The organism is Bordetella genomosp. 13, assembly GCF_002119665.1.
GTDB lineage: Bacteria > Pseudomonadota > Gammaproteobacteria > Burkholderiales > Burkholderiaceae_B > Bordetella.
The window spans coordinates 3635024-3661005 of record NZ_CP021111.1; the positions used below are offsets into that span (position 1 = coordinate 3635024).

Genomic DNA, 25982 nt, shown 5'->3' on the forward strand with positions numbered 1-25982 from the left:
ACAACTCATGCGCGACGCCCCCTTCCACCCCGGCGACCTGCCGCCGGAAGACCACGATCCGGTCGAGACCGCGGAGTGGCGCGACGCGCTGCAGGCACTGGCGCAGGCCGAAGGCACCGAGCGCGCCGCCTATGTATTGGAAAGCCTGCTGGCGCACGCCGCCCGCCTCGGCTTGCATGCGCCAGGCCTGACGCGCACGGCCTACCTGAACACCATCCCGGCCGATGAGGAACCGCCCTTCCCCGGCAACCTGGCGCTCGAGGAGCGGATCGCGTCGATCAATCGCTGGAACGCGCTGGCCATGGTGGTGCGGGCCAATCAGGCGCACGGCGAACTGGGAGGGCACATCGCCAGCTACGCCTCGGCGGCGGACCTGTTCGAAGTGGGCTTCAACCACTTCTTCCGCGCCCGCGGCGCGGGACACGGCGGCGACCTGGTCTACATGCAGCCGCATTCCGCGCCGGGCATCTATGCGCGCGCCTTCCTGGAAGGCTTCCTGGGCGAGAGCGAGCTGGCGCTGTTCCGGCAGGAGATTGCCGCACAGGCCGGGGGACTGCGCGGCCTGTCCTCGTATCCGCACCCGTGGCTCATGCCCGACTTCTGGCAGTTTCCCACCGGGTCGATGGGACTGGGCCCGATCAACGCCATCTATCAGGCGCGCTTCATGCGCTACCTCGAGCATCGCTCGCTGGCCGAGCCGTCCGACCGCAAGGTATGGGGCATCTTCGGCGACGGCGAGATGGACGAGCCCGAATCCATCGCCGCGCTGACGCTGGCCTCGCGCGAGAAGCTGGACAACCTCATCTTCGTCGTCAACTGCAACCTGCAGCGCCTGGACGGACCGGTGCGCGGCAATGGCCGCATCATCGACGAACTCGAGACCCTGTACGCCGGCGCGGGCTGGAACGTCATCAAGCTGGTGTGGGGCAGCGACTGGGACGCCCTGTTGCGGCGCGACGCCGGCGGCGCGCTGGCGCGCGCCTTCGGCCGCACGGTCGACGGCCAGTTCCAGACCTATGCCGCCAACGACGGGGCCTACAACCGCGAACACTTCTTCGGCCGGGACCCGGAACTGGCGGCCCTGGTGGAAGGCTGGTCCGACGAGGCCATCGACCGGCTGCATCGCGGCGGGCACGACATGACCAAAATCCACGCGGCCTACCATCGCGCCGTGCGGCATCGCGGCCAACCCACGGTCATCCTGGCCCAGACCAAGAAGGGCTTCGGCATGGGCTCGGCGGGCCAGGGCAAGATGACGACCCATCAGCAGAAAAAGCTGGACGGCGACGCCCTGCTGGCGTTCCGCGACCGCTTCGCGCTGCCGATCTCGGATGCCGACTGCCTGGCGCTGAAGTTCTATCGTCCCGCCGCCGACAGCGCCGAGATGCGTCACCTGCAGGCGCGCCGCGCGGCGCTGGGCGGCCACGTGCCGCGCCGCACCGCGCAGGCCCGGTCGCTGGCCGCCCCGCCCGCGGCGCAGTGGGCACAGTTCGCACTGGCGCCGGGCGGCAAGGAAATGTCATCGACCATGGCGCTGGTGCGCATGCTGACAGCGCTGCTGAAGGACCCCGAAACGGGACCGCGCATCGTGCCCATCGTGGCCGACGAGGCGCGCACCTTCGGCATGGCCAATCTGTTCCGCCAGATAGGCATCTATTCGGCGCAGGGCCAGCTGTACGAGCCCGAGGACATAGGCTCGGTGCTGTACTACCGCGAGGCGCGCGACGGCCAGATCCTGGAAGAAGGCATCACCGAGGCGGGCGCCATCTCGTCCTGGACCGCGGCCGGCACCAGCTATTCCGTGAACGGCCTGCCCATGCTGCCGTTCTACATCTATTACTCGATGTTCGGCTTCCAGCGCATCGGCGACCTGATCTGGGCCGCGGCCGACCAGCGTGCGCGCGGCTTTCTCATCGGCGCCACGTCGGGCCGCACCACACTGGGCGGCGAAGGCCTGCAGCACCAGGACGGCGCCAGCCACCTGGCCGCCGCCACCGTGCCCAACTGTCGCGCCTACGATCCCGCCTATGCGTACGAAGTGGCCGTGCTGGTCGAGCACGGCATGCGGCGCATGCTGCAGGAACAGCACGACGAGTTCTACTACCTGACGGTCACCAACGAGAACCTGCCGCAGCCCGACCTGCCCGACGAAGCGGCGCGAGTAGGCATCGTGCGGGGCATGCATCGCATACATGCGCCGGACGGCGACCCGCAACTGCGGCTGCTGGCCGCCGGTCCGATGGTGGGCGAGGCGATGAAGGCCGCGGCGCGGCTGAAGCAGGACCATGATGTGGCGGCCGAGGTGTGGAGCGTGACCAGCTATTCCGAACTGGCGCGCGATGCGCGGCGGGCCGAGCGGGCCCGGCTGCTGGCACTGGACAATGGCGACGAGCCGTCATGGATCGCGCAGTGCCTCGGTGATGCGGCGCTGCCCGTCGTCGCGGCCAGCGACTACGTGCGCGCGGTGCCCGAGCAGATACGCAACTGGATATCCGCGCCGTGCCGCATGCTGGGAACAGACGGCTTCGGCCGCAGCGACACGCGCGCGCGACTAAGGGACTTCTTCGAGGTCGGCGCCGACTGGATGGTGCTGCATGCGCTGGATCTGCTGGCGGATGCGCATCCGCGCCACGCTAGCGCGCGGGACGCGTTGCGCGGCAAGCTGGTGCAGGCGGCGCCGCGCGACTTGCCGCCCTGGGAGGCGTGACAGCGGTGAACACGATCGTGATCAGGGCCCCCAGCACGATGCCGCGCACGGTCAGCTCGGGCAATGTCTGTTCATCGGGAATGCGCAGATCGGTCATGAGGTGCGTGCTCCGAAGGAATACATCCGATTCTATCTTCGAGGCTCCATAGCCCCTTGTCTGGTTTGGCCGCACCCGCGCCGGAGCACCGCAGCGAGCGGGCTCGCGCTGCAGCGCAACAAGCAAGATGGTTCGCTTTCTGTTGAAATACGGCATCTTCATCTCTGTCGCGATGCGTGCCGCGCGTCGCCTGCATCGGTTCACTTCCCCGCGCGTCCGCGCTTCGCTATCTGTCACCGCTCCCTGCATCCATGGACGAAAATCTCACCAAGTTGGCGCTGGATTACCACGCCTATCCTACGCCCGGCAAAATCTCCGTCACGCCCACCAAGACGCTGGCCAACCAGGACGACCTGTCGCTGGCCTACTCGCCCGGCGTGGCCGCGGCCTGCATGGCCATTCATGCGGAAGGCACGGACGCGGCATCGCGCTACACCTCGCGCGCCAACCTGGTCGGCGTCATCACCAACGGCACCGCGGTGCTGGGCCTGGGCAACATCGGCCCGCTGGCGGCCAAGCCCGTCATGGAAGGCAAGGGCTGCCTGTTCAAGAAGTTCGCGGGCATCGACGTGTTCGACATCGAGCTGGCCGAAACCGACCCCGACAAACTGGTCGACATCATCGCCGCGCTCGAGCCCACGCTGGGCGGCGTCAACCTCGAGGACATCAAGGCGCCCGAATGCTTCTACATCGAGAAGAAGCTGCGCGAGCGCATGAAGATCCCCGTCTTTCACGACGACCAGCACGGCACCGCCATCATCTCGGCCGCCGCCATCCTGAACGGCCTGAAGGTCGTCGGCAAGAACATCGGCGAAATCAAGCTGACGTGCTCGGGCGCCGGCGCCGCCGCCATCGCCTGCCTCGACCTGCTGGTGCACCTGGGAGTCAAGCGCGAGAACATCTACGTGACGGACTCGCGCGGCGTCATCTGGGAAGGCCGCGAAGAGAACATGGAGGTCAACAAGAAGCGCTATGCGCAGCGCACCGACGCGCGCACGCTGGCCGACGTGGTCAACGGCGCCGACGTGTTCCTGGGCTGCTCCACCGCCGGCGTGCTGACCGGCGACATGGTCAAGACCATGGCGCGCCAACCGCTGATCCTGGCCCTGGCCAATCCCGAGCCCGAGATCCGCCCCGAAGTCGCCAAGGCCGCCCGCCCCGACTGCATCATCGCCACCGGCCGTTCGGACTACCCGAACCAGGTCAACAACGTGCTGTGCTTCCCCTTCATCTTCCGCGGCGCCATGGATGCCGGCGCCACGCGCATCACCGAAGAGATGAAGCTGGCCTGCGTGAAGGCCATCGCCGAGCTGGCCGAAGCCGAGCAGAACGACGAGGTCGCGCGCGCGTATGCGGGACAAGAACTTACCTTCGGTCCCGAGTACATCATTCCCAAGCCCTTCGATCCGCGCCTGATCGTGCAGATCGCGCCGGCCGTGGCGCAGGCCGCCGCCGACTCCGGCGTGGCGCTGCGCCCCATCGAGGACATCGAGGCCTACCGCCAGAAGCTGATGGGCTTCGTGTACCACTCGGGCCAGCTGATGCGCCCGCTGTTCGCCCAGGCCAAGAAGGCGCCCAAGCGCGTCATCTACGCCGACGGCGAAGACGAGCGCGTGCTGCGCGCCGTGCAGACAGTGGTCGACGAGCGCCTGGCGCAGCCTATCCTGGTGGGCCGCCCCTCCGTCATCGAGATGCGCATCAAGAAGTTCGGCCTGCGTCTCACCAACGGGCAGAACATCGAGATCGTCGATCCCGAAGACGACAGCCGCTTCAACGACACCTGGAACGCGTACTACCAGCTGCGCGGCCGCGACGGCGTCACGCCGGCCATCGCCAAGGCGATGATCCGCAAGCACAACACGCTGATCGGCGCGATGCTGCTGCGCCGCGGCGACGCCGACGCCCTGCTGTGCGGCGTGGCCAGCAAGTACGACAACCAGCTGCAGTACATCGACCAGGTCATCGGCCGCAAGGAAGGCCAGACCTACGCCGCGCTGAATGTGCTGATGCTGCCCGACCAGACGCTGTTCGTGACCGACACGCACGTCAACGAAAACCCGACGGCCGAGGAAGTCGCCAACATCACGATCCAGGCCGCCGAAGAGATGCTGCGCTTCGGCGTGGTGCCCAAGATCGCGCTGCTGTCGCACTCGAACTTCGGCAGCCGCAAGACCGAGTCGTCGCGCAAGATGGCCCAGGCGCGCGAATTGGTCGAGCAGCGCGCCCCCGCGCTGGAAGTCGACGGCGAGATGCACGCCGATGCCGCCCTGTCGGACAAGATCCGCACGCTGGCTTACCCCGACAGCAAGCTCAAGGGCCCCGCCAATCTGCTGGTCATGCCCAACCTGGACACCGGCAACATCACCTACAACATGCTGAAGATGACCGGCAGCAACGGCGTTGCCATGGGCCCGATCCTGCTGGGCGCCGCGCGCCCGGTGCACATCCTGACCACCAGCGCCACCGTGCGCCGCATCATCAACATGACGGCCCTGGCCGTGGTGGATGCGCAGCAGGAAAGCGCGCAGGCGTAAAGGTCGGTTGTAGCGGGCTGCGCGCCCGCTCGCGCGATGATCACGCGCGCGTAGCGCCCCGGAGCCGGACTTTGGTCTGGTTGCCGGGGCGTTTTACGTTTTACGTTTTACGGTTTACGGGACTGGGGGTGTTTCGGGGGAGGCTTCTGGGTTCTTGAGCGCCCGGGCCATGACTGCGGATTCTCGTCCTCGCGCTCGCGCGCTGCGGGCGCGAACCCTCCGCCATGGCCCGGGCTCAAGACATCTCGATGCCTGCGGTCCGATCCATGCCGGGTCGACTACTTTTCCGTGCATCCGCATTGCCAGCGCACGCGGCGGCCAGCCCGCCGAATCGGCACACAACCGGCGGGCATTGATGGACGGGATGCCCGTTGCACTGCGTTGTCGTGAGCCGCGGCCGTGTCGGAGAAGTCGCGCCCGCAGCGCGCGAGCGCGAGGACGAGACTTCGCAGGCACGGCCGCGGCGCCAGAAGAACGCAAACAACGCTCCCCCCGGCGCATCAATGCCTACCACCCGCGAAACCGTTCCCAGCTCGCGACCACCAGCGGCGATTCTCCTCGCACCACCTGGTAGGCATCATGTTGCGCCCCGGTGGCGCACGCGTGGTTGGGCAGCACGCGCACGCGCGTGCCCAGCGGCAGGTCGGGCAGCGCGGCCTGGCTGCCGGGACGCAGCATCAGGATGCCCTGCTCCTGGTTGGTTTCCTTCAGCACCAGGTCGCCCATCGGCCGGCCTTCCATGTCGCACACCACCCCGTAGTACTGGTCCACGGGCTGCCTGGCGGTGCCGCGGTCGCGCGACATGGCCATCCAGCCCGCGTCCACCAGGATCCAGCCTTTCTCGGGCTGGTGGCCGATCACGGTGGTCAGCACGGACAGCGCGATGTCGTCCTGCTCGCACACGCCCAGCCCGGCCATGACCAGGTCGAAGAACACGAACACGCCGGCGCGCACCTCGGTGACGCCGTCCAGGTTCTCGGCATACATGGCGGTGGGCGTCGATCCTACGCTGACGATGGGGCATGGCAGGCCGGCGCCGCGCAGCGCCTCGGCGCAGTCCACGGCCGCGCGGCGCTCCTGTTCCGCCATCGCGCGGATGGCCTCTACGTCGCGTGCGTTGTACGACTCGCCGGCATGCGTCATCACACCGCGCAGTTCCGCGCCGCCTTCATGCAGCGCGCGGCCGATCGACACCAATAGTTCCGTGTTCGCGGGATTCACGCCGGCGCGGTGCCCGTCGCAATCGACCTCGATCAGGGCCGGAATCCGGTAATGGGCAGCGCGCGAGCGCTCGGCCACCGCCTGCGCCGCCGCCAGGCTGTCTACCACCACGGTGAGGTCCGCGCCGCCCGCGCGCAGCGCCAGCACGCGGTCGAGCTTGGACGCAGAGATGCCGACGGCGTACAGGATGTCGCGCACGCCGGCCTGGGCAAACTGTTCCGCTTCCTGCAGCGTGGACACGGTGGCCGGCCCTTCGGGGGATGCCATCAGGCGCCGCGCCACCTCGATCGACTTGGGCGTCTTCAGGTGAGGCCGCAGCCCCACGCCCAGCCGCGCCATGCGCGACTTCAGGCGCTCGATGTTGGCCATCATGCGCGGTTCGTCCAGCAGCAGGCACGGCGTGTCCAGTTCGCCGAGGTGGGCGGCGCGCACAGATTCTCGAGTCATGGAATGTCCTGTCATGCGAGCGGCCACCGCGCTCGCGCATGGACGCGGCAGTGGCTCATTAAAAAACGTGTGTGCCGCTGACAGTATGCGTTCAGCGTACGCGCCTGGTGTTTAATGAGCACTTAATCTTTTATTAAGCTGAACCTTAATCTTGCTCAGCAGCGAAGACCTGCAATTCTTCCTGACGCTGACTGCGTCACCCACCCTGGCCGATGCGGCCCGCAAGCTGGACGTGACGCCGTCCGCGGTCACGCAGCGGCTCAACGGCCTGGAGAAGCGCCTGGGCATCGGACTGGTGGACCGCTCGGGCCGGCGCATGGCGCTGACCGACGAGGGCGAACTGCTGGCCGAGCGGGCGCGCCGCATCTGCAGCGACATCAGCGGGCTCGCCGATGCGCTCGCCGCGCGGCGCGGCAAGGTATCCGGCCATCTGCGGGTCGTGGCGCCGCTGGGGTTCGGACAGCACTACGTGGCGCCGGCCATCGCGCGCTTTCGCCGCGAATGCCCCGCGGTCACGGCCACGTTGATGCTGTCGGACCGTCCCGCAAGCCTCGCCGCCCATACCTGGGACGTGATGATCCAGATCGGAGAGCTGCGCGACTCGCGCCTCGTGATGCACCGCCTGGCGCGCAACCGGCGGATTCTATGCGCCTCGCCCGCGTACTTGAAGCGCCGCGGCGCGCCGCGCCATCCCGACGAACTGCGCGAGCACGATTGCATCGCCCTGCGCGAGAACGACGAGGACGTCACGCTGTGGCGCTTTCGCCATGACAACGGCACGTTCACTGCCGTGCGGATCGATCCGGTACTGGCCAGCAACGACGGCGGGGCGGCGCGCCTGTGGGCGCAGGCCGGCATGGGCATCCTGGTGCGTTCGGAATGGGACGTGGCCGACCTGCTGCGCCAGGGCCGCCTGGTGGAACTGCTGCCCGACTGGCGCCTGCCCGACGCCGACATCGTGGCGTTGGTCGCATCGCGCAAGGAACGCTCGGCGCGCACCGAACATTTCCTGTGCGCGCTGCGCGAACTGGGCGACAACGCGCCCTGGCTGGCGCGCCAGGCATCCGGCTGATACGCATCAGCGCAGCCCGGTCGTGGTACAACGACGCCGCCCAGCCTACTGACACGGCGCGCCTCTGCGCGCCTCACCGGAGCTTCCGATGCTGCAAGACGCCCTGCTCGCCTGGTTCCATTACATGGCCATCTTCGTGGTCGTGGTGCTGCTGTCCGCCGAGGCGGTACTGCTGCGGCCCGACATGCAGCCGCAAACGGTGCTGCGGCTGGCCCGCTATGACCGCCTGTACGCCATGGCCGCCATCGCCGCGCTGGTCAGCGGCGCGCTGCGCCTTACCCTGGGCGCCAAGGGCGTCGGCTTCTACATGGCCAATCCCTGGTTCCACGCCAAGATGACGCTGTTCGTCATCATCGGACTCTGTTCGATTCCTCCCACCCTGCGCTTCGCGCGCTGGCGCAAGCACGCCGCGCGGGATGGCGGCTTCGTGCCCGCGCATGAAGACATCGCAAGGGCCCGCCGCTGGGTGATGATCGAGTCCCACCTCATCATCCTGCTCCCGCTGTTCGCCGCGCTGATGGCGCGCGGCGTGGGAATGTAAGGTCCGGACAGGCAGCGCACTGATGGGATGCCCATGCGCATTGCCGCCCATGCCCGACATCGCGCGCAAACAAAAACCCCGGCCACAAGACCGGGGTTTCCTGGCATGGCAAGCCGGACCACGCAGGTCCGGCGGCGCGATGCTCAGCGCTTGGCCATTTCGGGCACGTCGCGGGTGACGTGGCCGGTGAACAGCTGGCGCGGACGGCCGATCTTGTAGTCGGGGTCGGACAGCATTTCGTTCCACTGCGCGATCCAGCCCACCGTGCGGGCCAGCGCGAAGATGGCCGTGAACAGCGAGGTGGGGATGCCGATGGCGCGCTGCACGATGCCCGAGTAGAAGTCGACGTTCGGGTACAGCTTGCGCTGCACGAAGTAGTCGTCTTCCAGGGCGATGCGCTCGAGCTCCATGGCAAGCTTGAACAGCGGGTCCTGCTCCAGGCCCAGGGCGCCCAGCACTTCCTTGCAGGTTTCCTGCATCAGCTTGGCGCGCGGGTCGTAGTTCTTGTATACGCGGTGGCCGAAGCCCATCAGGCGCACGCCCGAGTTCTTGTCCTTGACCTTCTCCATGAACTCGCCGACCTTGGCCACGCCGCCGTTGGCCTGCAGCTCTTCGAGCATCTGCAGGCAGGCTTCGTTGGCGCCGCCGTGAGCCGGGCCCCACAGGCAGGCCACGCCGGCCGAGATGGCGGCGAACGGGTTGGTGCCCGACGAACCGCACAGGCGCACGGTGGACGTGGAGGCGTTCTGCTCGTGGTCGGCGTGCAGCACGAAGATGCGGTCCAGCGCGCGCTCGACCACTTCGTTGACCTGGTAGTCTTCGCACGGCGTGGCGAACATCATGCGCAGGAAATTGCCGGTGTACGACAGGTCGTTGCGCGGGTAGATGAACGGCTGGCCTTGCGAGTACTTGTACGCCATCGCCACCAGCGTCGGCATCTTGGCGATCAGGCGGATGGCCGAGATGTGACGGTGCTCGGGGTTGGTGATGTCGGTGGAGTCGTGATAGAACGCCGACAGCGCGCCCACCAGGCCGGTCAGGACGGCCATGGGGTGGGCGTCGCGACGGAAGCCGCGCAGGAAGAAGTGCAGCTGCTCATTCACCATCGTGTGATGGGTGACCTGCGAGTCGAAGTCGGTCTTCTGCTCGGCGTTGGGCAGTTCGCCGTTCAGGATCAGGTAGCAGATGTCCAGGAAGTCGCACTGCACGGCCAGCTGCTCGATGGGATAGCCGCGATACAGCAGTTCGCCCTTGTCGCCATCGATGTAGGTGATGCCCGATTCGCACGCGGCCGTCGACATGAAGCCGGGGTCGAACGTGAACATGCCAGTCTGACCATACAGCTTGCGGATGTCGACCACGTCGGGGCCGACGGTGCCCTTGTAAACAGGGAACTCAACGGAGGGGCTGCCGTCCGAAAAGGACAGGGTAGCTTTTTTGTCAGACAGGTTCATCGCAATATCCTCGCGGTTAGATCAGAGCTCACGCATCCGGCCTATGATGGTGCGCAGCTCGGGCGTGTCGTACGCGCCCTCGAGCTCGGTGCGCGCCAGCAGCAGATCGAGCAGATCGTTGTCTCCCATCTCGAAAAGCTGCGTCAACGCCGTTACGTCTAAGTCGGTAAGCTGGTCCTCGTAGGCATCCAGATACCGGGTAATGATGAGGTCGTTCTCGAGCAGGCCACGCCGTGCCCGCCAACGCAGACGCGCCCTTTGCAATTCGGACAGGCCGCTCATTTCGAATCTCCTCACCAGGATAAAACGTCCAGACTAGACCGTCCGGCGAACCATCAGTTCCTTGATCTTGCCAATGGCCTTCGTCGGGTTCAGTCCCTTCGGACAGACGTCGACGCAGTTCATGATGGTGTGGCAACGGAACAGGCGGTACGGGTCTTCCAGGTTGTCCAGACGCGAGCCGGTGGCTTCGTCGCGGCTGTCGGCGATGAAGCGGTAGGCCTGCAGCAGGCCGGCCGGGCCCACGAACTTGTCCGGATTCCACCAGAACGACGGGCACGAGGTGGAGCAGCACGCGCACAGAATGCACTCGTACAGGCCGTCGAGTTCCTCGCGGGCCTCGGGCGACTGCAGGCGCTCGCGCTCGGGCGGCGGCGTGTCGTTGATGAGGTACGGACGGATCGAGTGGTACTGGTTGAAGAAGTGCGTCATGTCCACGATCAGGTCGCGGATGACGGGCAGGCCCGGCAGCGGCTTCAGGACGATGGGTTCCTTCAGCTCGCGCAGGTTGGTGGTGCAGGCCAGGCCGTTCTTGCCGTTGATGTTCATGGCGTCGGAACCGCACACGCCCTCACGGCACGAACGGCGCAGCGCCAGGCTGTCGTCGACGTCGTTCTTGATGCGCACCAGCGCATCCAGCAGCATCTTGTCGGTGGGCTGGAGTTCGACCTCCAGCTTCTGCATGTACGGCCGCTCGTCCTTGTCGGGATCGTAGCGGTAGATTTCGAACTTGACGATACGCTTGTTGCTCATGGTTTGCTCGGATCCGGACTTAGAAAGTACGCGCCTTGGGCGGGAAGGACTCGACCGTCAGGGGCTTCATCTGCACCGGCTTGTAGTCGAGGCGGCTGCCTTCGGAGTACCACAGCGTGTGCTTGAGCCAGTTTTCGTCGTCGCGGGTGGGATGGTCGTCCAGCGCATGGGCGCCCCGGCTTTCGGTGCGGGCAGCCGCCGACTTGATGGTGGCGCGCGCCACCTCGGTCATGTTGGCCAGCTCCAGCGCCTCGACGCGGGCGGTGTTGAACACCTTGGACTTGTCCTTGAAGTGGATGTTCTTGGCCTGTTCGGCCAGTTCCTCGATCTGCCCCACGCCTTCGTTCAGCAGCTGCAGCGTGCGGAACACGCCGCAGTGGCGCTGCATCGAGAAGCGGATGGAATTCGCCACGTCCTGCGTCTTCTCGCCCGAGGTGCGAGCCTCGAGGTCGTTGACGCGCGACAGCGAGAAGTCGAGCGATTCTTTCGGCACCGGCTGGTGCGAATGCTGACGCTCGGGGTGCGAGGCCACGATGTGGTTGCCGGTGGCGCGACCGAACACGATGAGGTCGAGCAGCGAGTTGGTGCCCAGGCGGTTGGCGCCGTGCACCGACACCGCGGCGCATTCGCCGATGGCGTACAGGCCGTTGATGACCTTGTTCTCGCCGTTGGCGTGCGACAGCACCTGGCCGTGATAGTTGGTGGGAATGCCGCCCATCTGGTAGTGGATGGTGGGCACGACCGGGATCGGTTCCTTGATGGGATCGACGTTGCCGAACTTGATGGCGATCTCGCGGATCGAGGGCAGGCGCTTGTTGATCACGTCGGCGCCGAGGTGGTCGAGCTTGAGCACCACGTAGCTGCCGTCGGGACCGCAGCCGCGGCCTTCCTTGATTTCCTGGTCCATCGAGCGCGATACGAAGTCACGCGGCGCCAGATCTTTCAGCGTGGGCGCGTAGCGTTCCATGAAACGCTCGCCGTCCTTGTTCAGCAGGATGCCGCCCTCGCCGCGCACGCCCTCGGTGATGAGCACGCCGGCGCCGGCCACGCCGGTGGGGTGGAACTGCCAGAATTCCATGTCCTGCAGCGGGATGCCGGCGCGCGCCGCCATGCCCAGGCCGTCACCGGTGTTGATGAAGGCGTTGGTGGACGCGGCCCAGATGCGGCCCGCGCCGCCGGTGGCCAGCACCGTGGTCTTGGCTTCGAGGATGTAGATCTCGCCGGTTTCCATTTCGAGGGCGGTCACGCCCACGACGTCGCCGGCTTCGTTGCGCAGCAGGTCCAGCGCCATCCATTCTACGAAGAACTGGGTGCGCGCCGAGACGTTGCGCTGGTAGAGCGTGTGCAGCAGCGCGTGGCCGGTGCGGTCGGCGGCCGCACAGGCGCGCTGCACGGGCTTCTCGCCGAAGTTGGCGGTGTGGCCGCCGAACGGACGCTGGTAGATGGTGCCGTCCGGGTTGCGGTCGAACGGCATGCCGAAGTGTTCCATCTCGTACACGGCGCTGGGCGCTTCGCGGCACATGAACTCGATGGCGTCCTGGTCGCCCAGCCAGTCCGACCCCTTGACGGTGTCGTACATGTGCCAGTACCAGTTGTCCTCGCTCATGTTGCCCAGCGAGGCGCTGACGCCGCCCTGCGCCGCCACGGTGTGCGAGCGGGTGGGGAACACCTTGGACAGAACGGCCACGGACAGGCCGGCCTGGGCCAGTTGCAGCGAACAGCGCATGCCGGCTCCGCCGGCGCCCACGACCACCACATCAAACTGGCGGCGCGGCAAAGATTTGGTGACAGCGACCACGGCTTAGATTCTCCAGATGACTTGCGCGAAATAGACGACGGAACCAATCAGCCACAGTAGGGTCAGCACCTGCATCAGCAGGCGCACGCCGACCGGCTGCACATAGTCCATCCAGATGTCCCGCACGCCGATCCAGGCATGCCAGGCAAGCGCAAAGAAAGCGAGCGAGGCCAGGATCTGGCCGACCGGCAGCGCGAACACGTGGAACGTGAACAGCGCCTTCCAGTTCTCGAAGGTGAACGACGGCATGGCCAGCGCGCCGATGATCAGCACCAGGGTGTAAACGGCCAGGATGACCGCGGTGATGCGCTGGGCGAGGAAATCGATGGTGCCGTAGTGGGCGCCGACGACCAGGCGCTTGGGACCGTAATTGTTGCTGGTGGCCATGTTTACAGCGCTCCGAACAGTTTGAGGGCGAACACCAGGGTCAGGGCCAGGCTGACGCCGAACACCACACCCGCGCTTTTCTGGGCCGAGACCTTGTCGACGCCGATGTGCAGGTCGAGCATCAGGTAGCGGATGCCGGCACAGAAGTGATGCAGGTAGCCCCACACCAGCGCCAGCACAATCAGCTTGACCAGCACGTTGTCCAGGTACTGCGCGATCTGCGCGAAGCTCTCGGGCGAGGTCACGCTGGCCGCGAACAGCGGCACGATGACCAGCGGCAGACAGAGGAAAAGCAACGCGCCGCTGATGCGGTGCAGGATGGACAGCTTGCCGGCCAGGGGCAGGCGATAGCTGAGGATTTGCGGAACGCTGATGTTGCGAAACTGCGGACGCGGCTTAGCAGCTGAGTCGGACATGACGGCCTCGGTGTTTCGGAGCTAGGGAAATCGTGACGGCGAAGAGCGAATGAGCCCGCAAGCGGGCAAACGCGCTATTTTCGCCCAGAGATCGGCTTGGTATCAAATCGTACGAAAAAAAACATCAGTTCAGGCTGTTGCGATAGTGATAGTGATCGGTCAGGTAGACGCCGCGGCGTACTTCCATCGGCCGATCGCCATAGGTGTAGGAAACGCGATCGACCTGCAGCAGCGGCGTGCCCGCCTCGACCTGCAGCAGTCCCGCGATTTCGGGGGTGGCCGCGACCGCGCGCAGCTTCTCGTCGGCGCGCACCATGCTGACGCCGAACTCGGATTCGAAAAGACCGTACAGCGGCGCCTTGCTGGCCGACAGCAGCTCGAGCGTCAGCCCGCGGAAGCTGGCGCCGGGCAGCCAGATGTCGTCGACCACGGTGGGCGCCTGGTTCATGAAGAGCATGCGGCGGATCGTGATGATGGCCTCGCCGGCGCGCACGTCCAGCGCGCGGGCGATCTCGGCGGGGGCGCGCAGGCGGCGGCATTCGAGGATGCGGCTTTCGGCACGGCCGGCTTCGGTGCCCTCGTCGGGCGCCAGGCGCAGAAAGCGATAGCGCACCCGGGCTTCATGGTGGGTGGCGACGAAAGTGCCCTTGCCCTGGCGGCGCAGCAGCATGTGCTCGGCGGCCAGTTCGTCCACCGCCTTGCGCACGGTGCCCTGGCTGACCTGGAAGCGCGCAGCCAGGTCGATCTCGCTGGGGATGAGTTCGCCCGGCTTCCATTCGCCGCGGTCGAGGCTTTGCACCAGCAGGGCCTTGATCTGACGATACAGCGGACTGAATGCAGCCCCCTCGGCCGCCGGTCGGGCGGCGCGAACCAGGGTGTCGGGCCGGGAGTCTGCCATAGGTCTACGAGTGGGATTCATGTTCATTCGCCAGGGGAACGCCACGGGGCCGAACAAACGGCGCATTGTCGCACAGCCGCTTGCCTGCTGTCCAACGTCTTATGTCTTATATAAGATATAAGATCGATTGACGCACCCGGCAATCCGATCTAGGATTCCGCCGGTTCGGACGGCCCGCGGGCGGCACGCGCGCGGGGTCCTGGGATTACACTGATCGGTGCGACTTTTTCGCCCTATCCATTACCGGAGAATGTACATGTCTAAGCCCGCCATGCGTGTCGCCGTAACCGGCGCCGCCGGCCAGATTGGTTATGCCCTGCTGTTCCGCATCGCCTCCGGCGAGATGCTTGGCAAGGACCAGCCGGTCATCCTGCAACTGCTCGAAATCCCCGACGAGAAGGCACAGAAGGCGCTGAAGGGCGTCATCATGGAGCTGGACGACTGCGCCTTCCCGCTGCTGCAGGAAGTCACCGCGCACAGCGATCCGCGCACGGCCTTCAAGGACGCCGACGTCGCCCTGCTGGTGGGCGCCCGTCCGCGCGGCCCCGGCATGGAGCGCAAGGACCTGCTGACCGTCAACGCCCAGATCTTCACCGCCCAGGGCAAGGCCCTGAACGAAGTGGCCAGCCGCAACGTCAAGGTGCTGGTGGTCGGCAACCCGGCCAACACCAATGCCTACATCGCCATGAAGTCGGCGCCGGACCTGCCCGCCAAGAACTTCACCGCCATGCTGCGCCTGGACCACAACCGTGCGCTGTCGCAACTGGCCGCCAAGTCGGGCAAGGCCGTGGGCGACATCGAAAAGCTGATCGTGTGGGGCAACCACTCGCCCACGATGTACCCCGACACCCGCTTCGCCACGGTCGGCGGCGAAAGCCTCGACAAGCTGATCAACGATCAGCAGTGGAACCGCGAGACGTTCATCCCCACCGTGGGCAAGCGCGGCGCCGCCATCATCGATGCGCGCGGCCTGTCCTCGGCCGCCTCGGCCGCCAATGCCGCCATCGACCACGTGCGCGACTGGGTGCTGGGCAGCAACGGCAAGTGGGTCACCATGGGCGTGCCCTCGGACGGCTCGTACGGCATCCCTGAAGGCATCGTCTACGGCGTGCCCGTCACCACCGAGAACGGCGAGTACAAGCGTGTCGAAGGCCTGGAAATCGACGCCTTCTCGCGCGAGCGCCTCGACTTCACGCTGAAGGAGCTGCTCGAAGAGCGCGACGGCGTGAAAGACCTGCTGAAGTAAGCAGGCGCGGCGGGCATGGCGGCGTCGGCCGCTGCCCGCCAACCTCCGCCGCCATGCGGCGGCAATAAACCTGCCCCTTCGGCACCCGGCAAGTGCGGTGGCATCGGCCACGACAGGCCGGCTCAGGAGGCAGCTTTATTGCCGGCACCGGAGCGTTCTTCCGCGTGCCCACGACACCCGGGCGCGCCTACTCGGCGTGCGGCCCAACAGCGGAGACCCCAGCATGTCCAGACCCGAATCCCCCGGCGCCCTGTTTCGCCGCGCGCTTGCCGAAGAAAGCCCCCTGCAGGTCATCGGCGCCATCAACGCCAACCATGCGCTGCTGGCCAAGCGCGCCGGCTACCGCGCCATCTATCTTTCCGGCGGCGGTGTGGCGGCAGGTTCGCTGGGCCTGCCCGACCTGGGCATCAACACGCTGGACGACGTGCTGACCGACGTGCGCCGCATCACCGACGTCTGCGACCTGCCGCTGCTGGTGGACATCGACACCGGCTTCGGCCCCTCGGCCTTCAATATCGCCCGCACGGTGAAAAGCCTGATCAAGTTCGGCGCGGCCGCGTGCCACATCGAAGACCAGGTCGGCGCCAAGCGCTGCGGCCACCGGCCCGGCAAGGAAATCGTCTCCACCGAAGAGATGGCCGACCGCGTGAAGGCCGCCGCCGACGCGCGCACCGATTCCGACTTCTTCCTGATCGCCCGCACCGACGCCATCGCCTCGCACGGCGTGGACGCCGCCATCGAACGCGCCCTGGCCTGCGTCGAGGCCGGCGCCGATGCGATCTTCGCCGAGGCGGCCTACGACCTGCCCACCTACGAGCGCTTCGTCAAAGAGGTCAAGGTGCCCGTGCTGGCCAACATCACCGAGTTCGGCAAGACGCCGCTGTTCTCGGTGGAAGAACTGGGCAGCGTGGGCGTGGGCATCGTGCTGTACCCCCTGTCCGCCTTCCGCGCCATGAACAAGGCGGCCGAGGCTGTATATACGGCCATCCGCCGCGACGGCCACCAGAAGAACGTGGTCGACCTGATGCAGACCCGCGATGAACTGTACGATCGCATCGGCTATCACGAGTTCGAGTCGCGGCTCGACGCGCTGTTCCAGCAGGGCAAGGCCAAGTAAGACCTGCGCGCGCCGGCCGGCATCGGGCCCCGACGGGGCTACCGCTCGTGCGCGGCCGTCCGCGTGCTGCATCCGTGCGCTCCGCCCCGGCGCAAGCGCCCTCCCTCCAATGGCTTCACCACGCTGGCCCGCCCGGCATGGTGAACGCATCCTGATCCTCCATCGGATACGGCACGAAGCCCGCGACGTCCTCGCTGGCGCCCAGGCCGCGGCCGATATACGGAAACGCGCGCTGCGGACACGCCGGCCGCTCGCACACGCGGCAGCCCATGCCGATGGGCGTGGGCACGGCGGGATCGGCCAAGTCCAGCCCTTTGGCATATACCAGCCGGTGCGCATGCTCGACGTCGCACCCCAACGCGACGGCGAAGTGCTTGCCCGGCTGCCCGAATCCGCCCTGCTGCCGCGACACCGTTCGCGCGATCCACAGATAGACCCTGCCGTCCGGCATGCGCGCCAGCTGCCGCAGGATGCGGCCGGGATGCGAGAAAGCCTCGTACACGTTCCATAGCGGGCAGGTGCCGCCCACGCGCGAGAAATGGAAGTGCGCGGCCGACTGCCGCTTCGATACATTGCCCGCGCGGTCGACCCGGATGAAGAAGAACGGCACGCCCCGATCCTGCGGACGCTGCATGGTGCTCAGGCGATGGCAGACGGTCTCGAAGCTCACCCCGAACCGCTGTCCCAGCAGCTCGATGTCGTATCGCAGGGCTTCCGCGGCGTCGCGGAACTGCGCGTAGGGCAGGATCAGCGCCGCGGCAAAGTGGTTGGCCAGGCCGATGCGCACCAGCCTGCGCACCGCCTCCGCGGAGAAGCGCGGCGCATCGGCCATGCGGTCCAGCGTGGGCCGCAGCTCGAGCAGGGCCAACTGCGCCGCGATCTGGAAGGCCCGCTGCCCCGGTTCCAGATGGGCCGACAGGCTCAGCGTCCTGCTTGCCGCGTCATGGCGGCGCTGCCACGGCGCGCCCTCGGGCGCCGGGATGATGGTCACCCCATGCCGCTCGCTCAGGCGCTGCGCCAGCCGGGCGGGCAACTCGGACGGGCCCGCGCCGGCCAGCCCCCACGACAGATGGCACTGCTCGGCGCGCATGTCCAGTTCGGCGAAATGGTTGTGATGCGTGAAGAAGAAATCGCGCGCCTCTTCGTAGGGCTGCGCCGGCAGCGCGATGCCGCCGCGCGGCGCCCTGCCGTCCTGTTCCGGATACGCGACCTCGGCAGCCGCTTCCAGGCGCTCGAGCGCCTCGCGGTGGCGCCGATGCAGCTGGATCAAGGCGCGACCCACCGCGGGCATGCTCGAGGCGATCTCCTCGATCTCGGCCTGCGAGATGCGCGCCTCGTCCCGGCCGCCCACCGGAGAGGCCGGCATGGTATCGGCTACCTCGCGCAGCGCGGCCACCATGCGGGCCTGCTCGTCCTCGGAAAACGAGCGCGCGTCCACCCCCAGCGTCTCGCTGAGCAGCAGCAGCACACGCATGGTCAGCGGCCGCTGGTTCTGCTCGAGCTGGTTCAGGTAACTGGCCGACAGGCCCAGCAGGCGCGCCAGCGCCGCCTGCGTGAGGCCGCGTTCTTCCCGCAGGCGACGCAGCCTGACGCCCATGTAGATCTTGCGCATCGACCGGATCCGCCGTGCTTGAAGGAAAGTGGGAAGCGCCATGTTATTCGCAAAATTCGCAAACGCGAAACGGCCCGTTCACGAACCTTCACCGTGCCGGAGATGACACTGCCGGCAGCGTTGCGTAGACTGCGAAGGCGCATCCGCGCCACGCTTGCGCGCGCGGGCGCTCGAGCCACGACCACGGACAAGGAGACTGCATTCATGAGCACGGCCCCCAAGAAACAAGCGGCGAAGCAAGCCGCCAAACCCCAGGCCGCCGAGCCCGTCAACGGGGCGGCTCTGGCTGCCGCGCCGGCCGCAGCAGAAGCCGCGCCCGGGTTCAAGCCCAAGAAGTCCGTTGCGCTGTCCGGCGTCGTGGCCGGCAACACCGCGCTGTGTACGGTCGGCCGCACCGGCAACGACCTGCACTATCGCGGCTATGACATCCTCGACTTCGCCGGCACGGCCGAGTTCGAAGAAATCGCCCACCTGCTGGTGCACGGCAAGCTGCCCAACCGCGCCGAGCTGAAGGCCTACAAGGAAAAACTGCGCGCGCTGCGCGGCCTGCCGGCCCAGTTGCAGAACGCGCTGGAAACGCTGCCCGCCGCCAGCCACCCCATGGACGTGATGCGCACGGCCGTGTCGGTGCTGGGCTGCGTGCTGCCCGAGAAGGACGATCACAACCTGCCCGGCGCGCGCGACATTGCCGACCGGCTGATGGCCAATCTGGGTTCGGCCCTGCTGTACTGGTACCACTACAGCCACAACGGCCGCATCATCGACGTGCAGACCGACGACGACAGCATCGGCGGCCATTTCCTGCACCTGCTGCACGGCAAGGCGCCGTCCGACGACTGGGTGCGCGCCATGCACACCTCGCTGATCCTGTACGCCGAGCACGAGTTCAACGCTTCCACCTTCACCGCGCGCGTCATCGCCGGCACGGGATCGGACATGTACTCGGCCATCTCGGGCGGCATCGGCGCGCTGCGCGGTCCCAAGCACGGCGGCGCGAACGAAGTCGCCTTCGAAGTGCAAAGCCGCTACCAGACGCCGGACGAGGCCGAGGCGGACATCCGGCGCCGCGTCGAGAACAAGGAAGTGATCATCGGCTTCGGCCACCCGGTCTACACGATCTCCGACCCGCGCAACAAGGTCATCAAGGACGTGGCGCGCAAGTTGTCGAAGCAGTCCGGCAGCACCAAGCTGTACGACATCGCCGAGCGCCTGGAAACGGTGATGTGGGACATCAAGAAGATGTTCCCGAACCTGGACTGGTTCTCGGCCGTCAGCTATCACATGATGGGCGTACCCACCGCGATGTTCACGCCCCTGTTCGTCATCGCCCGCACGGCCGGCTGGTCCGCGCACATCATCGAGCAGCGCGTCGACAACAAGATCATCCGTCCCACCGCCAACTACGTGGGCCCGGAAGACCAGAAATTCGTGCCCCTGGCCAAGCGCCCGTAAGCGGATGCCAGCAAGCGGCGCCCATGACCCGATCGGTCGGCGGGCGCCGCCCTCGAGCCCCGGAAACACCATTGCCATGAATACGAACTACCGCAAGCCCCTGCCCGGCACCTCGCTGGACTATTTCGACGCGCGCCAGGCGGTCGAAGACATCCAGGCCGGCGCCTGGGCCACCCTGCCCTACACCTCTCGCGTGCTGGCCGAGAACCTGGTGCGCCGCTGCGATCCGGCCACGCTGACCGACTCGCTGCGCCAGCTGATCGAACGCCGCCGCGACCTGGATTTTCCGTGGTATCCGGCACGCGTGGTCTGCCACGACATCCTGGGGCAGACGGCGCTGGTCGACCTGGCCGGCCTGCGCGATGCCATTGCCGATGCCGGCGGCGACCCGGCGCAGATCAATCCGGTCGTGCCCACCCAGCTCATCGTCGATCACTCGCTGGCCGTCGAGTATCCGGGCTTCGACAAGGACGCTTTCGAGAAGAACCGCGCGGTGGAAGACCGCCGCAACGAAGACCGCTTCCATTTCATCGACTGGACCAAGCAGGCGTTTCGCAACGTCGACGTGATCCCGCCGGGCAACGGCATCATGCACCAGATCAACCTCGAGAAGATGTCTCCGGTGGTGCAGGTGCGCGACGGCGTGGCGTTTCCGGACACCTGCGTGGGCACCGACAGCCACACCCCGCACGTGGACGCGCTGGGCGTGATCGCCATCGGCGTGGGCGGCCTCGAGGCCGAGAACGTCATGCTGGGGCGCGCGTCGTGGATGCGGCTGCCGGACATCGTCGGCGTCGAGCTCACCGGCCGTCCGCAACCGGGCATCACCTGCACCGACATCGTGCTGGCGCTTACCGAATTCCTGCGCCGCGAGAAGGTGGTGGGCGCCTACATCGAGTTCCTGGGCGCCGGCGCCAGCGCGCTCACCATCGGCGACCGCGCCACGATTTCCAACATGACGCCGGAATTCGGCGCCACCGCGGCCATGTTCTACATCGATGGCCAGACCATCGACTACCTGCGGCTTACGGGTCGCGACGAGGACCAGGTGCGGCTGGTGGAGACCTATGCGCGGCAGGCCGGGCTGTGGGCCGACGACCTGGTTCGCGCCGAGTACGAGCGCATGCTGAGCTTCGACCTGTCGTCGGTCGTGCGCAACATGGCCGGTCCGTCGAACCCGCACAAGCGCGTGGCCACCACCGAGCTGGCCGCCCGCGGCATCGCCGCGCCGTGGGAAGAGACGCCGGGCCAGATGCCCGACGGCGCCGTCATCATCGCCGCCATCACCAGCTGCACCAACACCAGCAACCCGCGCAACGTCATCGCGGCCGGCCTGCTGGCGCGCAACGCGAACCGGGCCGGACTGGTGCGCAAGCCCTGGGTGAAGACCTCGCTGGCCCCGGGATCCAAGGCGGTGCAGCTGTACCTGGAAGAATCGGGACTGCTTGCCGACCTGGAAAAGCTGGGCTTCGGCATCGTGGCGTTCGCGTGCACCACCTGCAACGGCATGAGCGGCGCGCTCGATCCGAAGATCCAGCAGGAGATCATCGACCGCAATCTATACGCCACGGCGGTACTGTCGGGCAACCGCAATTTCGACGGACGCATCCATCCCTACGCCAAACAGGCCTTCCTGGCGTCGCCCCCGCTGGTCATTGCGTACGCCATCGCGGGCACGGTGCGCGTGGACATCGAGCGCGACGCGCTGGGCGTCGATGCGAATGGCAAGCCCGTCACGCTGAAGGACATCTGGCCCAGCGACGAAGAAATCGACGCAGTCGTGGCCGCCAGCGTGAAGCCCGAGCAGTTCCGCAAGGTCTACGAGCCCATGTTCCGCTTCGCCGTCGAACAGGAAACGAAGGTCAGCCCCTTGTACGACTGGCGTCCGCAGAGCACCTATATCCGCCGTCCGCCGTATTGGGAAGGCGCGCTGGCCGGCGAACGCACGCTCAGGGGCATGCGGCCGCTGGCGGTGCTGGGCGACAACATCACCACCGACCACCTGTCGCCGTCCAACGCGATCATGGCCGACAGCGCCGCCGGCGAATACCTGGCGAAGATGGGCCTGCCCGAAGAAGACTTCAACTCGTACGCCACCCATCGCGGCGATCACCTGACGGCGCAGCGAGCCACCTTCGCCAACCCCAAGCTGATCAACGAGATGGCCGTGGTCGACGGACAGGTCAGGCAGGGGTCGCTGGCCCGGCTCGAGCCCGAGGGCAAGGTCATGCGCATGTGGGAAGCCATCGAGACCTACATGGAACGCAAGCAGCCCCTGATCATCATCGCGGGCGCCGACTACGGCCAGGGCTCGTCGCGCGACTGGGCGGCCAAGGGTGTGCGGCTGGCCGGCGTCGAGGCCATCGTCGCCGAGGGCTTCGAGCGCATCCACCGCACGAACCTGATCGGCATGGGGGTCCTGCCGCTGGAGTTCCAGCCCGGCGCCGACCGCAAGACGCTGGGCATCGACGGCACCGAGACCTTCGACGTCATCGGCGAACGCGTGCCGCGCGCCACGCTGACGCTGGTCATCCATCGACGTGCAGGCGCACCGGTGCACGTGCCGGTCACCTGTCGCCTGGATACCGCCGAGGAAGTCTCGATCTACGAAGCCGGCGGCGTGCTGCAGCGCTTCGCGCAGGACTTCCTCGAATCCACGCAGGCGGCCTGACTTTTCTCATGGCGGCGCCGGGCGGCGCCGCCGCAGTGCGCAAGGAATCTACGATCATGGCTTCCCTTCCCCAAATCCGTGTTCCCGCCACCTACATGCGCGGCGGCACCAGCAAGGGTGTGTTCTTCCGTCTGCAAGACCTCCCGCCCGCGGCGCAGGTCCCCGGCCCCGCGCGCGATGCGCTGCTGCTGCGCGTGATAGGCAGCCCCGACCCCTATGGCAAGCAGATCGACGGCATGGGCGGCGCCACGTCCAGCACCAGCAAGACCGTCATCCTGGACCGCAGCCAGCGGCCCGATCACGACGTCGATTACCTGTTCGGACAGGTGTCCATCGACAGCCCCTTCGTGGACTGGAGCGGCAACTGCGGCAACCTCAGCGCCGCGGTCGGCGCCTTCGCCATTACGAACGGGCTGGTCGACCCGGCGCGCATTCCGCGCAACGGCACGGCCGTGGTCCGCATCTGGCAGGCCAACATCGGCAAGACCATCCTGGGGCACATCCCCATCGTCGACGGCCAGGTTCAAGAAACCGGAGACTTCGAACTGGACGGCGTCACCTTCCCGGCCGCCGAAGTGCAGCTGGAGTTCCTGGATCCAGCCGACGAGGGCGAGGGAGAAGGCGGCGCCATGTTCCCCACCGGCAACATGGTGGACACGCTCGAGGTGCCGGGCATCGGCACGCTGCAGGCCACGCTGATCAACGCCGGCATTCCCACCATCTTCGTCAACGCCGAGGCCATCGGCTATACCGGCAGCGAACTGCAGGACGCGATCAACAGCGACGTGAAGGCGCTGGCCATGTTCGAGACGCTGCGCGCGCACGGCGCGCTGCGCATGGGCCTGGTCTCGGAGCTCGCCGAGGCGGCCACGCGGCAGCACACGCCCAAGATCGCCTTCGTCGCCCCGCCCGCCGGCTACACCGCCTCCAGCGGCAAGCAGGTAGAGGCCGGCGACATCGACCTGCGCGTGCGCGCGCTGTCCATGGGCAAGCTGCACCACGCAATGATGGGCACGGCCGCGGTGGCCATCGGCACAGCCGCGGCGATACCGGGCACGCTGGTCAACCTTGCCGCCGGCGGCGGCGAACGCGAGTCGGTGCGCTTCGGCCATCCGTCGGGCACGCTGCGCGTGGGCGCGCAGGCCCGCCTGGAGAACGGCCAATGGAAGGTCACCAAGGCCATCATGAGCCGCAGCGCCCGCGTCCTGATGGAAGGCTACGTCCGGGTCCCCGCCGACACCCTCTGAGGAGCGCGACCATGAGCCACGCCAACGCGCCTTCCGCCCAGCGCCCGCCCTGGGACGCGGTACTGACCGACATCGCGGACTACGTCCTCGACTATCAGGTGCAAAGCCCGCTGGCTTACGAGACGGCCCGCAATTGCCTGATCGACACGCTGGGCTGCGGGCTCGAAGCGCTGGAATACCCGGCCTGCCGCAAGCTGCTGGGACCCATCGTGCCCGGCACGGTAGTACCCCATGGCGCCAAGGTCCCGGGCACGCAGTTCCAGCTCGATCCGGTGCAGGCCGCCTTCAACATCGGCGCGATGATCCGCTGGCTCGATTTCAACGACACGTGGCTTGCCGCCGAATGGGGCCATCCGTCCGACAATCTGGGCGGCATCCTGGCCACGGCGGACTGGCTCTCGCGCAACGCGGTGGCCTCGGGCCGCGCGCCGCTGACCATGCGCGACGTGCTGACCGCCATGATCAAGGCGCACGAGATCCAGGGCTGCATCGCGCTGGAGAATTCCTTCAACAAGGTCGGCCTGGACCACGTGGTGCTGGTCAAGGTGGCGTCGACCGCCGTGGTGGCGCTGATGCTGGGCCTGTCGCGCGAAGAGGTCATCAATGCCGTGTCGCTCGCCTGGGTCGACGGCCAGAGCCTGCGCACCTATCGGCACGCGCCCAACACCGGCAGCCGCAAGAGCTGGGCTGCCGGCGACGCCACCAGCCGCGCGGTGCGCCTGGCGCTGATCGCCCGCACGGGCGAGATGGGCTACCCATCGGTCCTGACCGCCAAGACCTGGGGCTTCTACGACGTGCTGTTCAAGAGACAACCGTTCAGTTTCCAGCGGCCCTACGGCAGCTATGTGATGGAAAACGTGCTGTTCAAGATCTCGTTCCCCGCCGAGTTCCATGCGCAGACCGCGGTGGAATGCGCCATGCAGATCCACGGCATGCTGGCCGCCGCCGGCCGGCGCGCGGACGATATCGAGCGCATCACCATTCGGACCCACGAGGCCTGCATCCGCATCATCGACAAGAAAGGACCGCTGAACAACCCGGCCGACCGCGACCACTGCATCCAGTACATGGTGGCCGTGCCCCTGCTGTTCGGCCGCCTGACCGCGGCGGACTACGAGGACGACGTGGCCGCCGACCCGCGCATCGACGCGCTGCGCGACCGTATCGTCTGCGTCGAGGACCCGGCTTTCACGCGGGACTACCACGATCCCGACAAGCGCTCGATTGCGAATGCACTGACGGTGGAATTCAAGGACGGCGCCCGGCTCGACGAGATTGTCTGCGAGTACCCCATCGGCCACAAGCGCCGCCGCGTCGACGGCATTCCGCTGCTGGAAGCCAAGTTCCGCACCAATCTCGCGCGCGTATTCCCCACCCGGCAGCAGCAACGCATACTCGGCGTGTCGCTGGACCAGGCAGCGCTCGAGGCCATGCCGGTCCACGAGTACGTCGACCTTTACGTGATCTAGCAGCGCCGCAGGACGGCTGGCGCTGCGGCCCGGCGCGGCTCGCGTCGTCATGCGCCCGGCCCGGCACGGCCCCATCCGCCCATTCCTTACAATACGGGATTACTTCCGCGGAGCGCGCACGCCATGCTGTGGGTCAAGGCCTTTCACATCGTATTCATCGCGTCCTGGTTCGCCGGGCTGTTCTACCTGCCCCGCATCTACGTGAACCTCGCGCAGCAATCCGATCCCGCGGTCCAGTCCTGTCTGCTGGGCATGGCGCGCCGGCTCTATCGCTTCATGACGCTCCTGGCCGTGCCGGCCGTGTTGCTGGGCCTGTGGCTGTACGTGGGATACGGCATAGGCCTGGGCCCGGGCAACGGCTGGATGCACGGCAAGCTGGCGCTGGTGCTGCTCATCGTCGGCTACCATCACGCCTGCGGGGTCATGCTGCGCAAGTTCGAACAAGGCCGCAATACCCGCTCCCATACTTTCTATCGCTGGTTCAACGAAGTTCCCGTCCTGCTGCTGGTGCTGGTAGTCGTGCTAGTCGTCGTCAAACCCTTCTAATCCCAGCCTCACGCCCAA

20 protein-coding genes are annotated in these 25982 nt (G+C 67.0%); 11 read left to right on the forward strand and 9 right to left on the reverse strand.

The window, feature by feature from the left end; genetic code table 11:
• Positions 1–7: 7 nt before the first annotated feature.
• A complete protein-coding gene (gene mdeB / locus CAL15_RS16295) occupies positions 8–2707 on the forward strand; it encodes an alpha-ketoglutarate dehydrogenase (RefSeq protein WP_086079555.1) in 2700 nt (899 codons plus the stop codon).
• A 348-nt stretch (positions 2708–3055) separates the two neighbouring features.
• On the forward strand, positions 3056–5338 hold the full coding sequence (locus CAL15_RS16300) for an NADP-dependent malic enzyme (RefSeq protein ID WP_086079556.1): 2283 nt from the start codon (positions 3056–3058) through the stop codon (positions 5336–5338).
• 507 nt (positions 5339–5845) lie between these two features.
• Here the strand turns inward: CAL15_RS16300 and CAL15_RS16305 are convergent.
• The gene (locus tag CAL15_RS16305; protein ID WP_232467998.1) at positions 5846–7006 is read right to left on the reverse strand and encodes a DSD1 family PLP-dependent enzyme; all 1161 of its coding nucleotides are present in this window, start codon (positions 7004–7006) and stop codon (positions 5846–5848) included.
• Between the two features lie 151 nt (positions 7007–7157).
• Between CAL15_RS16305 and CAL15_RS16310 the strand changes: the two genes are divergently transcribed.
• Positions 7158–8078, forward strand: a complete 921-nt coding sequence (locus CAL15_RS16310; RefSeq protein WP_086079557.1) for a LysR family transcriptional regulator — start codon at positions 7158–7160, stop codon at positions 8076–8078.
• An 88-nt stretch (positions 8079–8166) separates the two neighbouring features.
• Positions 8167–8619 carry a DUF2214 family protein gene (locus CAL15_RS16315; RefSeq protein WP_086079558.1) on the forward strand — a complete coding sequence of 151 codons (453 nt, stop codon included), beginning with the start codon at positions 8167–8169 and terminating at the stop codon, positions 8617–8619.
• A 143-nt stretch (positions 8620–8762) separates the two neighbouring features.
• Here CAL15_RS16315 and CAL15_RS16320 read toward each other — a convergent pair whose 3' ends face one another.
• The 7 genes from CAL15_RS16320 to CAL15_RS16350 all read right to left on the reverse strand — a co-directional run bounded on the left by CAL15_RS16320 (position 8763) and on the right by CAL15_RS16350 (position 14604).
• Positions 8763–10073 carry a citrate synthase gene (locus tag CAL15_RS16320; RefSeq protein WP_086079559.1) on the reverse strand — a complete coding sequence of 437 codons (1311 nt, stop codon included), beginning with the start codon at positions 10071–10073 and terminating at the stop codon, positions 8763–8765.
• Between the two features lie 21 nt (positions 10074–10094).
• The gene (locus tag CAL15_RS16325; protein ID WP_086079560.1) at positions 10095–10355 is read right to left on the reverse strand and encodes a succinate dehydrogenase assembly factor 2; all 261 of its coding nucleotides are present in this window, start codon (positions 10353–10355) and stop codon (positions 10095–10097) included.
• Between the two features lie 33 nt (positions 10356–10388).
• Positions 10389–11105: a succinate dehydrogenase iron-sulfur subunit gene (locus CAL15_RS16330; protein ID WP_066410238.1), complete on the reverse strand. Its 717-nt coding sequence runs from the start codon at positions 11103–11105 to the stop codon at positions 10389–10391.
• A gap of 19 nt (positions 11106–11124) precedes the next feature.
• Positions 11125–12903: a succinate dehydrogenase flavoprotein subunit gene (gene sdhA / locus CAL15_RS16335; protein ID WP_086079561.1), complete on the reverse strand. Its 1779-nt coding sequence runs from the start codon at positions 12901–12903 to the stop codon at positions 11125–11127.
• A gap of 3 nt (positions 12904–12906) precedes the next feature.
• A complete protein-coding gene (gene sdhD / locus CAL15_RS16340; protein ID WP_086079562.1) occupies positions 12907–13290 on the reverse strand; it encodes a succinate dehydrogenase, hydrophobic membrane anchor protein in 384 nt (127 codons plus the stop codon).
• Between the two features lie 2 nt (positions 13291–13292).
• Positions 13293–13706 (reverse strand): succinate dehydrogenase, cytochrome b556 subunit, encoded by a 414-nt coding sequence (gene sdhC / locus CAL15_RS16345; protein WP_086079563.1) that lies wholly within the window; start codon positions 13704–13706, stop codon positions 13293–13295.
• Positions 13707–13830: 124 nt separating this feature from the next.
• Positions 13831–14604: a GntR family transcriptional regulator gene (locus tag CAL15_RS16350; RefSeq protein ID WP_086079564.1), complete on the reverse strand. Its 774-nt coding sequence runs from the start codon at positions 14602–14604 to the stop codon at positions 13831–13833.
• Between the two features lie 256 nt (positions 14605–14860).
• Between CAL15_RS16350 and CAL15_RS16355 the strand changes: the two genes are divergently transcribed.
• Together CAL15_RS16355 and prpB are read left to right on the forward strand one after the other, a co-directional pair.
• Positions 14861–15850: a malate dehydrogenase gene (locus tag CAL15_RS16355; protein WP_086079565.1), complete on the forward strand. Its 990-nt coding sequence runs from the start codon at positions 14861–14863 to the stop codon at positions 15848–15850.
• A gap of 223 nt (positions 15851–16073) precedes the next feature.
• Positions 16074–16967 carry a methylisocitrate lyase gene (gene prpB, locus CAL15_RS16360; RefSeq protein ID WP_086079566.1) on the forward strand — a complete coding sequence of 298 codons (894 nt, stop codon included), beginning with the start codon at positions 16074–16076 and terminating at the stop codon, positions 16965–16967.
• Positions 16968–17082: 115 nt separating this feature from the next.
• Here the strand turns inward: prpB and CAL15_RS16365 are convergent, their stop codons facing one another.
• Positions 17083–18579, reverse strand: coding sequence for a short-chain fatty acyl-CoA regulator family protein (locus CAL15_RS16365; RefSeq protein WP_086079567.1), 1497 nt, complete (start codon positions 18577–18579; stop codon positions 17083–17085).
• Between the two features lie 204 nt (positions 18580–18783).
• Between CAL15_RS16365 and prpC the strand changes: the two genes are divergently transcribed.
• The 5 genes from prpC to CAL15_RS16390 all read left to right on the forward strand — a co-directional run bounded on the left by prpC (position 18784) and on the right by CAL15_RS16390 (position 25964).
• Positions 18784–20031 (forward strand): bifunctional 2-methylcitrate synthase/citrate synthase, encoded by a 1248-nt coding sequence (gene prpC / locus CAL15_RS16370; RefSeq protein ID WP_086079568.1) that lies wholly within the window; start codon positions 18784–18786, stop codon positions 20029–20031.
• Between the two features lie 76 nt (positions 20032–20107).
• Positions 20108–22702, forward strand: coding sequence for a Fe/S-dependent 2-methylisocitrate dehydratase AcnD (gene acnD / locus CAL15_RS16375; protein WP_086079569.1), 2595 nt, complete (start codon positions 20108–20110; stop codon positions 22700–22702).
• Positions 22703–22758: 56 nt separating this feature from the next.
• Positions 22759–23949, forward strand: a complete 1191-nt coding sequence (gene prpF, locus CAL15_RS16380; RefSeq protein WP_086081141.1) for a 2-methylaconitate cis-trans isomerase PrpF — start codon at positions 22759–22761, stop codon at positions 23947–23949.
• Positions 23950–23960: 11 nt separating this feature from the next.
• The gene (locus CAL15_RS16385; RefSeq protein WP_086079570.1) at positions 23961–25418 is read left to right on the forward strand and encodes a bifunctional 2-methylcitrate dehydratase/aconitate hydratase; all 1458 of its coding nucleotides are present in this window, start codon (positions 23961–23963) and stop codon (positions 25416–25418) included.
• Between the two features lie 123 nt (positions 25419–25541).
• Positions 25542–25964, forward strand: a complete 423-nt coding sequence (locus CAL15_RS16390; RefSeq protein WP_086079571.1) for a CopD family protein — start codon at positions 25542–25544, stop codon at positions 25962–25964.
• Positions 25965–25982: the final 18 nt, after the last annotated feature.

Coding starts and splice junctions, on each gene's coding strand:
- CAL15_RS16385 (WP_086079570.1), top strand. CDS start 23,961: ATGAGCCACGCCAACGCGCCTTCCGCCCAGCGCCCGCCCTGGGACGCG.
- prpF (WP_086081141.1), top strand. CDS start 22,759: ATGGCTTCCCTTCCCCAAATCCGTGTTCCCGCCACCTACATGCGCGGC.
- CAL15_RS16355 (WP_086079565.1), top strand. CDS start 14,861: ATGTCTAAGCCCGCCATGCGTGTCGCCGTAACCGGCGCCGCCGGCCAG.
- mdeB (WP_086079555.1), top strand. CDS start 8: ATGCGCGACGCCCCCTTCCACCCCGGCGACCTGCCGCCGGAAGACCAC.
- prpC (WP_086079568.1), top strand. CDS start 18,784: ATGAGCACGGCCCCCAAGAAACAAGCGGCGAAGCAAGCCGCCAAACCC.
- CAL15_RS16320 (WP_086079559.1), bottom strand. CDS start 10,073: ATGAACCTGTCTGACAAAAAAGCTACCCTGTCCTTTTCGGACGGCAGC.
- CAL15_RS16300 (WP_086079556.1), top strand. CDS start 3,056: ATGGACGAAAATCTCACCAAGTTGGCGCTGGATTACCACGCCTATCCT.
- acnD (WP_086079569.1), top strand. CDS start 20,108: ATGAATACGAACTACCGCAAGCCCCTGCCCGGCACCTCGCTGGACTAT.
- CAL15_RS16330 (WP_066410238.1), bottom strand. CDS start 11,105: ATGAGCAACAAGCGTATCGTCAAGTTCGAAATCTACCGCTACGATCCC.
- CAL15_RS16325 (WP_086079560.1), bottom strand. CDS start 10,355: ATGAGCGGCCTGTCCGAATTGCAAAGGGCGCGTCTGCGTTGGCGGGCA.
- CAL15_RS16305 (WP_232467998.1), bottom strand. CDS start 7,006: ATGACTCGAGAATCTGTGCGCGCCGCCCACCTCGGCGAACTGGACACG.
- sdhD (WP_086079562.1), bottom strand. CDS start 13,290: ATGGCCACCAGCAACAATTACGGTCCCAAGCGCCTGGTCGTCGGCGCC.
- prpB (WP_086079566.1), top strand. CDS start 16,074: ATGTCCAGACCCGAATCCCCCGGCGCCCTGTTTCGCCGCGCGCTTGCC.
- CAL15_RS16350 (WP_086079564.1), bottom strand. CDS start 14,604: ATGGCAGACTCCCGGCCCGACACCCTGGTTCGCGCCGCCCGACCGGCG.
- CAL15_RS16365 (WP_086079567.1), bottom strand. CDS start 18,579: ATGCGCAAGATCTACATGGGCGTCAGGCTGCGTCGCCTGCGGGAAGAA.
- CAL15_RS16315 (WP_086079558.1), top strand. CDS start 8,167: ATGCTGCAAGACGCCCTGCTCGCCTGGTTCCATTACATGGCCATCTTC.
- CAL15_RS16390 (WP_086079571.1), top strand. CDS start 25,542: ATGCTGTGGGTCAAGGCCTTTCACATCGTATTCATCGCGTCCTGGTTC.
- sdhC (WP_086079563.1), bottom strand. CDS start 13,706: ATGTCCGACTCAGCTGCTAAGCCGCGTCCGCAGTTTCGCAACATCAGC.